The sequence below is a fragment of the Streptomyces sp. NPDC040432 genome (genome assembly GCF_055595445.1).
In genome coordinates, this window is sequence record NZ_JBVIVP010000016.1 from 1 (window position 1) to 13,452 (window position 13,452).

14 protein-coding genes are annotated in these 13,452 nt (G+C 71.5%); 9 read left to right on the forward strand and 5 right to left on the reverse strand.

The features are described 5' to 3' along the window. Positions 1–1,088 precede the first annotated feature (1,088 nt). Positions 1,089–1,397, forward strand: a complete 309-nt coding sequence (locus tag ACZ58N_RS26975) for a DUF6247 family protein (protein ID WP_471164768.1) — start codon at positions 1,089–1,091, stop codon at positions 1,395–1,397. Beyond that, a complete protein-coding gene (locus ACZ58N_RS26980; RefSeq protein WP_471164771.1) occupies positions 1,394–1,657 on the forward strand; it encodes a hypothetical protein in 264 nt (87 codons plus the stop codon). The genes ACZ58N_RS26975 and ACZ58N_RS26980 overlap by 4 nt, the downstream gene beginning before the upstream one ends. On the opposite strand, the gene ACZ58N_RS26985 is transcribed toward ACZ58N_RS26980, so the two are convergent. Both ACZ58N_RS26985 and ACZ58N_RS26990 read right to left on the reverse strand, forming a co-directional pair. Next, on the reverse strand, positions 1,654–1,875 hold the full coding sequence (locus ACZ58N_RS26985) for a hypothetical protein (RefSeq protein ID WP_471164774.1): 222 nt from the start codon (positions 1,873–1,875) through the stop codon (positions 1,654–1,656). The genes ACZ58N_RS26980 and ACZ58N_RS26985 overlap by 4 nt on opposite strands. 279 nt (positions 1,876–2,154) lie before the next feature. After that, on the reverse strand, positions 2,155–2,520 hold the full coding sequence (locus ACZ58N_RS26990) for a winged helix-turn-helix transcriptional regulator (protein ID WP_471164776.1): 366 nt from the start codon (positions 2,518–2,520) through the stop codon (positions 2,155–2,157). 65 nt (positions 2,521–2,585) lie between these two features. On the opposite strand from ACZ58N_RS26990, the gene ACZ58N_RS26995 reads away from it, so the two are divergent. Beyond that, on the forward strand, positions 2,586–3,434 hold the full coding sequence (locus ACZ58N_RS26995) for an NmrA family NAD(P)-binding protein (protein WP_471164778.1): 849 nt from the start codon (positions 2,586–2,588) through the stop codon (positions 3,432–3,434). Positions 3,435–3,560: 126 nt separating this feature from the next. Here ACZ58N_RS26995 and ACZ58N_RS27000 read toward each other — a convergent pair whose 3' ends face one another. After that, positions 3,561–3,875: a hypothetical protein gene (locus tag ACZ58N_RS27000; RefSeq protein WP_471164781.1), complete on the reverse strand. Its 315-nt coding sequence runs from the start codon at positions 3,873–3,875 to the stop codon at positions 3,561–3,563. Positions 3,876–3,982: 107 nt separating this feature from the next. Here ACZ58N_RS27000 and ACZ58N_RS27005 point away from each other — a divergent pair, with 107 nt between their 5' ends. After that, on the forward strand, positions 3,983–4,258 hold the full coding sequence (locus ACZ58N_RS27005; RefSeq protein WP_471164784.1) for a DUF6354 family protein: 276 nt from the start codon (positions 3,983–3,985) through the stop codon (positions 4,256–4,258). A 223-nt stretch (positions 4,259–4,481) separates the two neighbouring features. On the opposite strand, the gene ACZ58N_RS27010 is transcribed toward ACZ58N_RS27005, so the two are convergent. Continuing rightward, the gene (locus ACZ58N_RS27010; protein WP_471164786.1) at positions 4,482–5,777 is read right to left on the reverse strand and encodes a hypothetical protein; all 1,296 of its coding nucleotides are present in this window, start codon (positions 5,775–5,777) and stop codon (positions 4,482–4,484) included. Positions 5,778–6,695: 918 nt separating this feature from the next. Here ACZ58N_RS27010 and ACZ58N_RS27015 point away from each other — a divergent pair. The 5 genes from ACZ58N_RS27015 (at position 6,696) to ACZ58N_RS27035 (ending at position 12,548) form a co-directional block, all read left to right on the forward strand. Next, entirely contained in the window at positions 6,696–7,952 is a 1,257-nt protein-coding gene (locus ACZ58N_RS27015; RefSeq protein ID WP_471164789.1) for a beta-propeller fold lactonase family protein, read from the forward strand. 704 nt (positions 7,953–8,656) lie between these two features. Continuing rightward, the gene (locus ACZ58N_RS27020; protein ID WP_471164791.1) at positions 8,657–9,091 is read left to right on the forward strand and encodes a nucleoside/nucleotide kinase family protein; all 435 of its coding nucleotides are present in this window, start codon (positions 8,657–8,659) and stop codon (positions 9,089–9,091) included. Continuing rightward, complete coding sequence (locus ACZ58N_RS27025) at positions 9,084–9,836, forward strand: ABC transporter ATP-binding protein (RefSeq protein WP_471164794.1); 753 nt, start codon at positions 9,084–9,086, stop codon at positions 9,834–9,836. The genes ACZ58N_RS27020 and ACZ58N_RS27025 overlap by 8 nt, the downstream gene beginning before the upstream one ends. 5 nt (positions 9,837–9,841) lie before the next feature. Beyond that, positions 9,842–11,212 (forward strand): FtsX-like permease family protein, encoded by a 1,371-nt coding sequence (locus ACZ58N_RS27030; RefSeq protein WP_471164797.1) that lies wholly within the window; start codon positions 9,842–9,844, stop codon positions 11,210–11,212. A 103-nt stretch (positions 11,213–11,315) separates the two neighbouring features. Beyond that, positions 11,316–12,548: a sensor histidine kinase gene (locus tag ACZ58N_RS27035; RefSeq protein WP_471164799.1), complete on the forward strand. Its 1,233-nt coding sequence runs from the start codon at positions 11,316–11,318 to the stop codon at positions 12,546–12,548. A gap of 9 nt (positions 12,549–12,557) precedes the next feature. On the opposite strand, the gene ACZ58N_RS27040 is transcribed toward ACZ58N_RS27035, so the two are convergent. Next, positions 12,558–13,223, reverse strand: a complete 666-nt coding sequence (locus ACZ58N_RS27040) for a response regulator (RefSeq protein ID WP_471164802.1) — start codon at positions 13,221–13,223, stop codon at positions 12,558–12,560. Positions 13,224–13,452: the final 229 nt, after the last annotated feature.

A 13,452-nucleotide genomic window follows, 5' to 3' on the forward strand; every position in this document is an offset into this window, starting at 1 on the left:
AACTCCGGCGGGTAGTTCTTCATGACCACGAGATGTCCGTTCTCAGATCCTCAGGATCCAGTGTCTCGTGTGTTCAGGATTCGGGGTCAAGGCCCTTCACCCTTGCCGACGTCCAGGCCGAGGAACACGTCGATGGTGCTGGTGTCGATCACGTGCAGGCCCCTCCATCACGCTTTCGTCCGGCCTGCCTCGGCACCGAGCTGCCACATCCACGTTACGGAGAGCTCCGGACCCGAAGGCCGGAGGCCCCATTGCGGAGCCACGAAAACGGTAACGGGGGGGGCACCGCCCCGAGCACCGGCGGACGCGGTACGAGGGGGGTGGACCTCAGGGTCTCCCGCAACCGGGCGGCGTCGTCGAAGGGTGGCGGTAGCGGATGCCCGTGCGTCAACGCGGTGAGCGCCGGGGCGACCCAGGCCACCCTCGGTCAGGTCCGCCGCCTCGCATGCCCGCCGTGCAGCGAGCAATGCCACTGCACGCCGGACCTCAGGACCCGCTGCACCGAGGGCGTGGACCAGGTCACTGTCGATGGTGAGCAGACCCAGGACGTTGCTTCCGTGGACACGGCGCAGCCTCTCGTTCGGCAGCCTTCCGCCTCACTGCCACCTCTCATGGTGCAGTTGCGGATCCCCCGTGATGCCTACCTCATCTGCGACCAACTTGTGCACAAGGCCCCCTGTTGGGGACGGCCTCGGAAGTCCCTGTCGGATCGGCCGTCCCATGCCTCGCATCATGTCGCAGGCCACTGACACGCCCGGCACCACGGCCGGGTGATCGACGATGAACCGTCCGGCGACTCAGGCGTGCATGGGCAGCGCCACGGCCGGCTGTTCAGATTGCTGTGGTGTGCAGATCGAAGCGGAGGCTTCGTCGCGGAGGCTCCGGGCGTACGGTCGACATGTCCTGCTGATGCCCCGGGGCGAACCGTGGAACGAGGGTCGCGACGAGGTGCGCGGCCGCCCTGGCGGCTTCGGGCGTCTCGTCGCGCGTCCGGTCGTGGCCCCGTGCTGCGGCATCCGTCCGTACCTCCCCGGTTTGGCCTGCGGCGCTCTATCGTTGCCGCTAGCACCCGCTGCCAGGAAGAGCCGATGAGAGCCCAGCCCGACCACGCACGCACCACCCCGTACGCACCACCCGCGTCCGGCGTTGCGGCTGAACTCCTGGCCCAGCTCCGCGCGGACCGCCGTGCCGAGCAGTGGGTGCCGGCCTTCGAGCGGGACTGGCCGAAGGCGCTGGAGGAGGCCCGCCACGCGTTCAGGCTGACTCCGCTGCACGAGGTGGTGCGCACCTGGCAGCTGAGCGTGGCCGAAGGCCCGGTCATCGACGCGTCCATGGACTTCGGACAGGATGACGCCGACCTCGTGGGCCTGGACGAGGTCCTCGGCGGCCGCCCGTGACCGACGAGCAGACCTGGGCGGCCCGTCTGTCCCCACAGGCCGCGAAGACCCTCGCGGAGCTCCCCGAGACGGCCCGGGAGATGGTCCGCGACGTCCTCGACATCGCGGTGCGCTCCCCCTGGGGATGGCCGCAGTGGAACGCCGGCGACCCGGAGGGCCAGGACGTCCGCGCCGCGTCCGTCGGCCGCCTGTCCGTCGTCTACGTGGCCAATCGGCTGACCCGGCGGCTCTCCGTTCTGGGCATCGTCTGGCTCGCCTAGGTCCGGTCCGTGGCCGCAGTCCGGTGTCGGCCGACACATCGGCTGCCGCCCGCGGCGAGCTCGGCCGCGTCGGTCAGGACAGCACTGTCGAAGGCCTCGGGGACGCTCGCCATCCGGCCGGAGAGCAGTTCCCGCGCCCGACTGCGCGGATCGGGCCCGCCGACGGCGGGGAGCGCCGCGCATCGGGCGGCGTACTCGGGCCAGAGCGCAATCGGCACGAGGACCGGGTCGCGCCGGGCGGAAACCAACAGCCGATTGACGGCCGCCGCGATCCGCCTCCGTCCGCTTGTCGCCGGCCCGGAGCCACGCCCGGGAAGCCACGCCAGGCGTGAGAGGTCCGTAGGTGTTCAGATCCGGCAGGGCAGCAGAAGCCCTGCCGGATCGGCCCATGCGGACCGTCAGTCCGGTTCGGCGGGCTCACGACCCTCTCGGTATCGGCAGCAGCGGCGGGAACGGCGCTGGTACGGACAGCGCCGGACGCCGACCCGGGCAGGCCGTCAGCGGCCCGGCTCCTCGTATACCGGCGGGGCGGCGCCCGCAGGGTCCGGCACGGTCAGTGCCCAGCCCGCCATCGACTCCAGTACGTCCCTCAGACGCTCGCCCAACGGGGTGAGCCGGTACTCGACCCGCGGAGGGATCTCCGCGTAGGCAGTGCGTATGACGATGCCGCTGTCCTGGAACTGGCGCAACCGCCGGGTGAGCGTGTGCGGACTGATGCCCGGCAGGGCGTCCCGCAACTCGGTGAAGCGTCGCGGCCCGGGCAACAGCTCGCGCACGATGAGCGTGGCCCAAGGCCCCCCGAGGAGTACGAGAAAGCGGGCGACGCCGCACTCCGGCAGCTTTTCGGGATGTTCCTTCGTCATTTTTGCGAGCCTAACCCATTGGTGCAGTTGATGTAACTGGGGCACCTCGTGCCCTAATGGGGCTCATGACCTACGTGATCCACGGCGCCACCGGCGCCCAGGGAGCCCCCGTCGCCGCCGCGCTCGCCGCAGCCGGCAAGCCCGTGACCGCCCTCACCCGCAACGCCTCCGCCGTCGTGCCCGGAGCGCGGGTGGTTCCGACCGACTACTCCTCTCCCGAGCAACTGATCGTGGCCTACCGCGGCGCGCAGGGCGTCTTCGTGCATCTGCCGATGGCCGCGGAGGAGGACCGCCGGCGGTACGCGGCGAACGTGATCGCCGCCGTCAAGGAGACCCGCCCGGGCCGCGTGGTCGTCTCCACCAGCGGCGACGACTCCGGCCTCCACGACCCCTCCGGCAACGCCCTGGGCGCGCTGGTGGCCGGGCTGGAGGAATCCGGGGCGTCCTACGCGGTGGTCGCCCCGCGGCTGTACATGGAGAACCTGCTGCTGCCGCCGGTCTTCGCCACCACCCAGGAGAGCGGCGTGCTGCGCTATCCGCTGCGGCCCGGCTTCCCCGTTGGATGGTCCTCCCACCTGGACGTCGCCGATGTCGTGACCGCGCTCTTCGAGCAGACCGGGATCACGGGCACGGTCTCCGTCGGACAGGACCCGGCCGTCACGGGTCCGCAGCTCGCGGAGGCCTTCGCCGGGCGGCTCGGCCGGCCGGTGACGTACGAGGCGATGGAGCCCGCCGCCTTCGGCACGCTGATCGCCCCACTCTTCGGTGAGCAGGCCGCCACCGGCGTCGCGGGGTTCTACGCGTTCCTGGGCACGCTCTCCGACTTCCCCGTCGACGCCGACCGGTCCGCCCAGAAGCTGCTGGGCGTCTCGCCCCGCACGCCGGCGCAGTGGCTGGCCGCCCTTGACCTCTGACACCCCACGCAAACGGCTTCCGCCCTGACGGGCGGAAGCCGCGCAGGAGCGGCGACCCGAGGCGGTCGGCCCAGTGTGCTCACGGATCGATTCGTGGGTCGGGGCCGCCTCGGTGTTCACAGCCTGTCAGCCCGCGGTGCTCCCCATCCTGGTCGGGTTGGCGGGCCCGCCGCTGACGCGGTGGTGGTGTCCTGGCGGTACACGTTGACATGAGGCGGCATGCACGCAGGTCCGTAACCCGTCACGGAAGAGGCACTCCTCACCCAGCTCGCCGAGCCTGCGCTGCTGCTCCTCGTTCGGCTTGCCGAAGTACGGGCGTTGGTCGGCGAGCCAGCGGCTGACGCCCTGGCCGTGCCCGGTGCCCCCGGGCATGACATCGTCGAGGAGGGCGCCGCCGGCGAGGAGTTGGGTGAGGTAGGCGCGGTGGCGCTGCCGGTCCACCGTCCACCCCGTCCTCGGACCGTGCCGGAGCTGCACCCGTTTCGCCCCGCTGGAACTTCAGGCTGTACCGCGGAGAACCTTTGGGACCACGAACGGTTCGCCGATGAGTGCGCGCCCGCGACCGCCGCCTGCATGTGACGAAGGTCGGGGCGGCACGGGCCGAACTGCTCGTCGAGCATGACCTCGGGGGCCGAACCGGCAGTGCGACTCACGCCGGCCTGACCCGCCTGCGGTCCACCGCCTTCGAACTGATCGAGGACCCCGCCGACCACGCCCCCCGGTACCTGGCCCTCCTGGCCGCGATTTCCGCGGCCCACCGCAAGGGCGCCACCCCCACGGACTACGCAAACGCCGCACTTCGCGTCCTTCGCGACACTCCGTGAACCCGCCGTCCACGCGAAGGCGTAGGACCAGGCATGTGCCACTTGGTTCTCTTCAAGGATCACGCCGGCCGCTTCAGTTCCGCCATGAGATGCCGTCTACCCCGCCCGGCCGTCGGCACGCCGTACCTGCTGCCGAGCTGGTACCGGACCTTATGGCGCGCAGTGATTGCGGGAGGTTCCGGGGCTGGGAACGCCTTGATGGCCCGGGGCGGCCTTCGAGTCGTCAGCCGCCGATGACGGCATGCTGGGTGCCGTCGCCCGGGCGGCCCAGGAACATCCACAGGCCGTAGCCGTAGAGGTCGCTCCGGACGAATCGCTGGGATTCGTCTTCGTCGCGCGGCGGGGCGAGGACGATCGGGTCGCCGGGTGCTGCGCCCCACCGCAGTGCCAGCCCCGACTCCTTGGTGAGGAAGCGGTAGACCGCTCCGGTCCGGACCACGGTCTCGTCGTCCTCTGAGTGGTCCTCTGCGTCGTCGACAAGGTCGAAGCCAGGGACGCGGGAAACGTCATGGAAGGCCCCGTCGGTCCACTCCTGCAGCCGGAAGCGCTGTGCGTCGTGCTCCGCGGGCTCGTACTGCGCGATGCCCGCACCAGGCTCGACGCCTGCCGCCTGGAGGGCCTTGCCCGAATGGTGGACCAGGATGCGGTGGTACCCCTCGCCGTCCGGTTCCAGCAGGAAGTGCGCCAGGTCGTACTGGAGCGGCACGTCGAGCGCCGTCAGCAGGGCGGCGCCGTCGGCTGCGGTCCGGGGTTCGGACACACCGGGCCCAGGGGCCGGTGCCGGTCGCAGGGAAGCGGTGAGGGAGGCCAGGGCAGCGGCGGCGACCGCGACGTCGGAGAGCAGGAGCTCGGGGTTGAGGGCGCGTACGACAGCCTCGGTCAGCGGATGCTGCCGGGCGATGATGTGCCGCACTGCCGCGGCCAGGGCGAACGAGGAGCGTTCGACCCCGAGCATGTCGCCCATCATCAACGTCGCGGGGGCGGGGGCGATCAGATCGGTCAGGACGAACAGCGCCCGGTCGTCACTCTCGTAGGCGTCCCCGACACCGGCGTCGTCCCGTATGACGTCGGCCGTCCGCCAGGCGGTGTCCTGCGGCAGACGCCACATGACGGCGGTGATGAAGGGCAGCTCGCCATCCCCGGGGTTGCCCGACTCCGGTTGGTGGAGGCAGGACCGCAAGGCGTTGGGCACTTCCGCGAGGATTCGCCTCCAGGTGTCCTGCTGCGAGGGTTCGTACGGTGCGGAGTTCGCGTCGACGTCCCAGAGGAAGATGATGGCGCCCTGTTCCTGGTGGAAGTGCGCTTGCAGCCACCGTTCGCCCTCGTTGGGGATGCGCAGGGCGATGCCGGCTCCGCAGGAGCACACGACCGCATCGACGCCGTACGGAGCATGGCCGCCCACGATCAGGCCGATGGTGGCGAGCGCCTCGGCCCGTTCGAGCAGTCGCGGTACCTCGGGCATCAAAGCCGCGGCCTGGTGGACGGATGGAGACGGGCGGTCGACGGGGTTCGTCTGCATGGACGCCATTGAACAGGCCGCCACTGACAGGCTTGGTGTCGGGTTGCGGCCCGTTCGAGCGGATCGACCTTTCCGTCACCGCACTGCCCGACAGGCAGTATCCCCCGAATGGCTCCTGGTTCAGGTGCGCGGCAGGCCATGGCTCGGTGGCGGATGCAGGTGTTCGGTGGTGCTGCCGGGCGGGCGACCTTGCCGACCGCGGCAGCCGGCCGAACTGGTTCGTGGGATCGAGGCTCGCCCACCACCTGTCCGTGTCCCTGCCCCGAGTTCGCGAACGCTTCGAGCCCGTCGTCTGTGACGCGGACCGCGCGCCGGCCGAACAGCGGATCCGTGAGACCTCGGTGCTCCTGCGCTGCGCCGGGCAGGCCGAGGGCGCGGGCGACGGCGTCGCCACCCTCCGCGACTTCCTGGCGGTGGCCGCCGCACACTCCGCGGCCCACGTCCGCGACCGCGTCCGGGCAGCGGCCGAGGCCATCGAGCAAGCCGCCCGCGCACCGGGTACTCGCCGTCCGGAGGGCTGGGCCCGTGCCGCATGGCGCGCCTCGACCCGTGCCCCGGAACACGCATCCCGCGCCGCACGGGGTGGTGGCGTCACGGTTGTCCCCGTACGAGAGGGTGTCAGGGCGGTCGGCTCCGAGGACGCGGATGGAGTCGTGGAGGAGGGCTTGGTGGAGGTCGCGTGCGGTGGCCGGGAACGGTGGCCGGGAGCGGCCTCTCCCTGTGTCCGGTCAGCTCTGCACAGGTCGGTGGACAGCCTGGAGGCCTGGCTGTTGACCTTGCCCCGGAGCGTAGGCCGGGATTGCGGTATTTGGAGTACTGACGACATGTCACGATTGATAATCGGATATATCTACGCATACAACGTTCCTCGCAGCTCGAACAGGGACACCCCCTGATCGGGTCGTTCGAGGAGGATCCATGCAGCACTTCGCCGTCCGCGGGAATCCGCGTGTGGGGAGCGACCGGGGTTACCTGTCGAAGCGCGCCGTTCGAAAGGCATCGTGCACGGTACTCGCTGCCGCAGCCGTTCTTACGCCGTCCGTCGCCCTGGCGGCTCCTGCCGCACCCGGCACGTACGCATACGTCGCCAACACGGGTCAGGGCAAGGTCCGGGTGTTCGACACCGCCACCAACGCCCTCGTTGCGAGCATCGACACCGGAGCGTTCAGCGGGCCCCTGCAGGTCGCCGCCACCCGAAACGGCAAGAAGGTCTACGTGACGGAGCGGGACTCGGGCGCCGTATCGGCCATCGACGCTCTCACCAACACCGTGGTGGCCGAAATCCCCACGGGGAACGGCACTCCGGAGAGCGTGGTCATCTCGCCGGACGACAGTCGCGCCTATGTCACCGTGGAGGGCAGCGGACCGGCCAACCGTGTGGTGGCGATCAACACCGCCACCAATGCCGTCGTGGGCACCCTGGAGACGGGGGCGGACACACTCCCGAACGGGCTGGTGGTGTCCCCGGACGGGAAGCGCCTCTACGTCGCCTACCGGGGCGCAGGGGTGGTGGCAGTGATCGACTCGGCGACCATGTCGCTCATCACGACGGTGGACGTCGGACCGAGCGCACCGCGAAAGGTGGCCATCTCGCCGAGCGGCGCACGTGTCTACGTCACCGAGAACACCTCGGGTGAGGTTTCGGTCATCGACACCGCCACCAACACGGTCGTGGTGCCGATTCCGGTCAACCAGGGGCTGGAGGGCGTGGAGGTCTCGCTGGACGGAAAGCGCGTCTACGTCGCCGACCGGAACAACGCCCGGGTGGCGGTCATCGACGCCGCCACGAACAGCGTCGTCACTTCGATCCCCACCACTCTGGATCCCGCGGAAATGGCGGTTTCCCCCACCGGAGCCCGGCTGTACGTCAGCCACCCCAACGGCGCGCACGGGGTATCGGTCATCGACCTCGCCACCAACTCCGTATCCGCGACCATCGACAGTCCCCAAGGCGCGCTCATCGGAATCGACCTGGGCTCGGTGCCGGGGACCTCAAAGGTGTCCTGCCCGGCCGGCAGCGTGCTGACGGGCGGCGGCTTCGGATCCAGCGGTCCCGCACCGGATCAGCTCGTCAGCAGGCCGGTACCCGGTACCAACGACTGGGAGGTGAACGGACAGAACAGGACGCGGGACGACGTCACCCTCACACCGTACGCCGTCTGTGCCACGCCATGACGGCCTCGCGACGGCCCGAAGGCAGCCGCCGACTGCCCACGGGGCCCGGGTCCACTCCAGCGAACGATGATCAGGAGTATGCGCATGCCGTCTGAAAGCACAGCAGTGACGCGGCGGAGTCGTCCGCCACGCCGAACCGGATGGGTCGCCGGAGCCGTTGTCTCGCTCGTCCTCACGGGTGCCGGTTTCGCGGCGCCCGCAGCTGCCGCCACCCCGCAGGACTCGTCGGACGCGCGGTACCTGACGGTGGATCCGCCTCCGCGGCACGACCGATGCGCCGAGGGACGGCCATGGGACGAGTCGTGCGAGCCCCACCCCGGAGAGCCTCCGTTTCCTCCCGGGCCTCCCGGCCCTCCCGGACCGGCTGGGCCTGCTGGACCGTCCGGACCGGCCGGAGCCCCCGGTCCTCCGGGAGCCCAGGGCGCTCCGGGGGTCCCCGGCCCGGCCGGCACCCCGGGATCAGCCGGGCCCGCCGGGCCTCAGGGAGTGGCCGGACCCGCGGGCCCTCCTGGTCCCCCCGGACGCGTTTCCACCCTCGTCATCACGGGCCAGCCCGTCCTGATCCCCGCGGCCCCGTAGCGTCACAGGGCGCCGCGCGGGCTGCCGCACGGCCGGCACGACCACGTGCTGCCGGCCGCGCGGTGCGCCTGGCGATGTCCTGCGCCGGCTCGGGAAAGCTCAGTCCGTAGGGTGAGGGTCGGCGGGTGACGGGCGTCGACCGTTCGAAAGGGAACGACATGACGGGGCATGGGTTCATCGCGGTGACGGGCCTGGAGGGGGCAGCCGCGGTGCAGGCCCAGGACTCCTTCGAATCGATCCACGCCGACGTGTTTGCGGAGCCCCCACACAGCGAGACCGGGGACGAGATGGCCGCTGCCTTTCGTCGCTTCCCCGTTCAGGCCGCGAAGGCCGGTTTCCGGGCTGCCCTGGCAAGGGACGCGAGGGGAGAACCCATCGGCATGGCATACGGCCACCTGCTCCGGCCCGACACGGTGTGGTGGGACGAGCTGACCCGGCCTGTGACCGACGAGATGCGGCGCGAGGACGGCCGGCGCAGGTTCGGTTTTCCGAACCCTCAGGACGGGTGCGGGCACGATCGATCTCCGGGCGGCGGCCTCCCAGGATGGAGGCATGGCTGAAACGATGACGGAGATCGAGGCGGTGACCGCCGCCCGGGCGAAGGACGTGCACCGTGAGTACGGGCGCGGGGGCGCCGTGGTACGGGCGTTGCGCGGAGTGTCGGTGGACATTCTGTCCGGGACGTTCACGGCGGTGATGGGGCCTTCGGGATCCGGCAAGACCACGTTGCTGCACTGTCTCGCGGGAATGGACCGGCCCACGCGCGGCTCGGTCTGGTGGGCTGGTACGGAGGTGTCGCGGCTCCCGGAGCGGCGGCTGGCCGTGCTGAGGCGCAGTCGGGTCGGGTTCGTGTTCCAGGCCTTCAACCTGATGCCCGCGATGACGGTGGCACAGAACGTAGAGCTGCCCGGACGGCTGGCCGGTGAGCGACCCGATCGGGGCCGGGTGCTGGAGGCATTGGAGCGGGTGGGGCTGGCGGGGCGTGCGGGGCACCGGCCCGGTCAGTTGTCGGGCGGGCAGCAGCAGAGGGTGGCGATCGCGCGGGCTCTGGTCTCCCGGCCCCGGGTGCTCTTCGCCGACGAGCCGACGGGCGCGTTGGACCGGGCCACCGGACACGAGATCCTCGCCCTGCTGCGCGAGGGGGTGGACCGTGATGGCGGTACCTGCGTGATGGTGACGCACGATCCGGTCGCCGCCGCGTACGCGGATCGGGTGCTGCTGCTCGCCGACGGTCTGCTCGTGGAGGAGATGCAGCGGCCGAGCGCGGCCAGGATCAGCGAGTGCCTGAGCCGGCTGGGCGGGTGAGGCGGATGACTGCGATCGCCCTCGGGCAGATGCGCCGGCGCCCGGCCTCCTTCGTCGGCCTGGCGGTCGCGCTGTTCCTCGCCATCGCCACGGTGACGCTCTTCGGCGGGCTGTTCGCGGCGGAGGTGACGGCCTCCACCGCTGTGCGTGAGCGGACGGCGGGGCCGGGAGTGATGGTGATCGCCGGGGCCTTCGGTGAGATTTCGGTCCTGGTCGCGTTCTTCGTGGTGGTGAACGCGTTGGGCTTCGCGATTGGCCAGCAGTCCCGTGAGCTGGCCCTGTTGAGGACCGTCGCCGCGACCCCGCGCCAGGCGCGAAGGCTGGTACGCGGCCAGGTGGTGGTGACCACGCTGCTGATGGCCCTGCCGGGGTGGGCTGCCGGTGCGGTGGGGGGCCGGCTCGCCCTCGCCGCCTTGCAGCGGCAAGGGATGGCGACGTCAGGCCTGCGCGTGCCGGGGACGCCCCTGCCGGCTCTGGTCGCGGTAGCGGTCGTACTCGCCGTCGGCCTGGCGGCTTCGGCCGTCGCGGCTCGGCGTGTGTCGCGGATCGCGCCTGCGGCGGCGTTGACCGCGAGTTCGACCGAGCACGCCCGTACGGGTGTCGCACGTCTGCTGGTCGGTGCCGTAGCGCTGACCGGGGGGGTCCTGCTGCTGCGACTGGCCGCGACGCGGCCGCCGGAGCAGGTGGACAAGGCCGGGCAGGCCGCACTGCTCGCCTCGCTGGTCCTGCTCATCGCGGTGGGCCTTGCCGGGCCGCCGGCTGCGCGCGCCTTGGCGGCCGCGCTGGGCGGGCCGCTACGGGCCGTGGTGCCCGGTGCGGGCTGGCTCGCCGATGCCAACCTGCGAGGCTACGCGCGGCGGTTGTCCTCCGCCGTGGTCCCCGTGGCGCTGCTCGTGGGGCTCTCTGGGACCATGATCGTCATGACGAGCACCGCCGCGCATGCCGCGGGTCACACGGGGACCGGGGTCGCTTCCGCCACGGACGTCTGGCTGCGCCAGGCGGAGCTGGCACTGCTGACCTGCTTCGCCGCGGTGTCCACCATCAACACCCTGGTCGCCGTGACCGCCGACCGGCGCCGCGAGTTCGCACTGCTGCGGCTCCTCGGGGCGACGCGGGCTCAGCTGCTCCGCATGCTGAGTGCTGAGGCGGGACTGACCGCGGCGGTCGGGGTGCTGCTCGGCGCGGTGGTGGCGGGCGCGGCGTCGGCGGCTTTCAGTATGGCGGTGACCGGTTCGGCGCTGCCACAGGTGCCGGCGGCCGACTGCTGGTGGATCGTCGCGGGCGCGGTGCTGCTGACCGTTCCGAGCATCCTGGCCACAGGGGTGTGGGCGGTCCGCGGTCCGGCGGCGGAGTTGGTGGGCGGCAGCCGTGACTGACCGCGCCGGCGGCTCGGCGCCGTCGCGGCGCGCGGGGGCAGGTACCGGGGCGGAGACCGGCTCGGCCCCGGAGTCCTGTGGCGGGCCGGCTGGTGCCGGTGTCGTGCCGCGCGGGTACCTCTCCGTCCGGGCCGGGGAATGGGCCTTCGCAGTGGTCGGTCTGCCGCTCGCGCTGCTCGGCGGAGTGTACGCGGTCGCCGTCGTGTACGCGGGCTCGCTGCTCTCGCTGACCGTGCTCGGCCTGCCGTTCGTGGCCATCGCGCTGCGGGGCGCACGCGGCTGGGGCACACTCCACCGGTGGTTCCTGGAGCGGTTGTTGGGCGAGTACGTCCAGGCCCCGGCCGGGCTCGCCCGCCAGGGCGGTGTCCTTGCCCGCGGTCGTGCCATGCTGGCCGACCCGGTCGCGTGGCGGACACTCCTCTACCTGGTGCTGCGGTTGCCGCTCGGCGTACTGGGCTTCGCCGGCGCCGTACTCCTTCCCCTCGGGTGTGGCTGGCTGGCCGGTTTCCCGCTCTGGAAACGTCTGTTGGAGACGGGCCCGCAACCGGTCGGCTGGCTGGATCCCAGCTGTGTGGTGTTGGGCGCGGTGCTCCTGTCCGCGGTGCCCGGTGCCGTCCGGGTGCTGAGCCGGGCAGAACGCCACCTCGCGCGTCAACTGCTCAGTCCCGCCCGGGCCCAGAGGCGTGTCCGGGAACTGGAGGCCGCCCGCGCCGTCCTGCTCATGGAGAACACAGACCGGCTCCGCCGCCTGGAGCGTGATCTCCACGACGGTACCCAGGCGCGGCTCGTTGCCCTGGCCATCACCCTGTCCCTGGCCGACGACGCCCTCGAACCCGCCGCCCCGGACCACGAACGGCTGCGCACCCTGGTGGGCCGGGCCCGCGGCCAGACCGATGAGACGATCACCGAACTGCGCCGACTGACCCAGGGCCTGCACCCGGTTGCCCTGGACCACGGCCTCGACCGGGCCCTGCCGGGCCTCGCCGCCGTCTGCCCCGTCCCTGTCACCATGCGGCTGGACCTGTCACCACGTCCCCACCCCGTGGTCGAACAGGCACTCTACTTCTGCGCCGCCGAGCTGCTGGCCAACATCGCCAAGCACAGTGGTGCCCGCTCGGCCGAGCTCACGGCGGCCACCGCCGGCGGACGCGTGCGCCTGACCGTGCACGACGACGGCTGCGGCGGCGCGGCACCCGGTACCGGGGGCAAAGCCGGGGGCGGCACCGGCCTGGCGGGGCTGGCCGAGCGGCTCGCCGCGGTCGACGGCTCCCTGCGGATCGACAGCCCGCCCGGCGGGCCCACCACGATCACCGCCGAACTGCCGACGCACCCGTGACATCCCGGATCACCCCGCAATCTCGGACAGGTAGGCCAGGACCGCTTTGACCCGCCGGTTCTCGCTCCCCGTCGGGGGCAGGTCGAACTTGGTGAAGACCGCGGCCACATGCTTCTCCACCGCCCGCTCGGACACGACGAGCAGGGCGGCCACGGAACGGTTCGAGTGGCCCTGCGCCATCAGCTCCAGCACCTCGCGCTCACGCGGCGTCAAAGCATCCACCCGGCCGCGCTGCCCACCACGCATCAACTGGGTGACCACCTCCGGATCAAGGGCAGTACCCCCGCCGGCGACCCGGTGCAACGCGTCCACGAACTCCGAGGTGCGGGCGACCCGCTCCTTCAGCAGGTAACCGATGCCCGCCGCACCCTCCGCGAGCAGCCTGGACGCCCAGCCGTGCTCGACGTGCTGGGAAAAGACCAGGATGCCGGTCCCAGGGGTCCGCGCACGGATCTCAAGGGCGGCACGGATGCCCTCATCGGTATGGGTGGGCGGCATACGGACATCCACCACCGCCACGTCCGGCCGGTGTACGGCCACGGCGTCCACCAGCTCGGCACCGGTCCCGGCCGTGGCCACCACCTCGCACCCGCGAGCCCCGAGCAACTCGACCATGCCCTCACGCAGAATGACCGAGTCCTCGGCCAGAACCACACGCAACTCTTTGTTGATCACCACCCCAGTATCCGGCGCCCGGCTCGCAGCACAGCGACGGGCAGGTGCCGGTCCAGCATCGGAGCCGGGTTCCTTGGTGGCGGTGCGCCGGAGGTTGGCCATGTGCTGTCCGATGGTCGGCGCCGAAGGCACGATAAGGCGCAGCCTCGAATGGCCTCCGATGCTCCCGGCGGAAGTCGCCGCAGCCCGGGATCAGATGCCGGGCCGGTTGACCGTGCCGGGGATCCAC

Coding starts and splice junctions, on each gene's coding strand:
- ACZ58N_RS26975 (WP_471164768.1), top strand. CDS start 1,089: ATGAGAGCCCAGCCCGACCACGCACGCACCACCCCGTACGCACCACCC.
- ACZ58N_RS26990 (WP_471164776.1), bottom strand. CDS start 2,520: ATGACGAAGGAACATCCCGAAAAGCTGCCGGAGTGCGGCGTCGCCCGC.
- ACZ58N_RS26995 (WP_471164778.1), top strand. CDS start 2,586: ATGACCTACGTGATCCACGGCGCCACCGGCGCCCAGGGAGCCCCCGTC.
- ACZ58N_RS27010 (WP_471164786.1), bottom strand. CDS start 5,777: ATGCAGACGAACCCCGTCGACCGCCCGTCTCCATCCGTCCACCAGGCC.
- ACZ58N_RS27015 (WP_471164789.1), top strand. CDS start 6,696: ATGCAGCACTTCGCCGTCCGCGGGAATCCGCGTGTGGGGAGCGACCGG.
- ACZ58N_RS27025 (WP_471164794.1), top strand. CDS start 9,084: ATGGCTGAAACGATGACGGAGATCGAGGCGGTGACCGCCGCCCGGGCG.
- ACZ58N_RS27030 (WP_471164797.1), top strand. CDS start 9,842: ATGACTGCGATCGCCCTCGGGCAGATGCGCCGGCGCCCGGCCTCCTTC.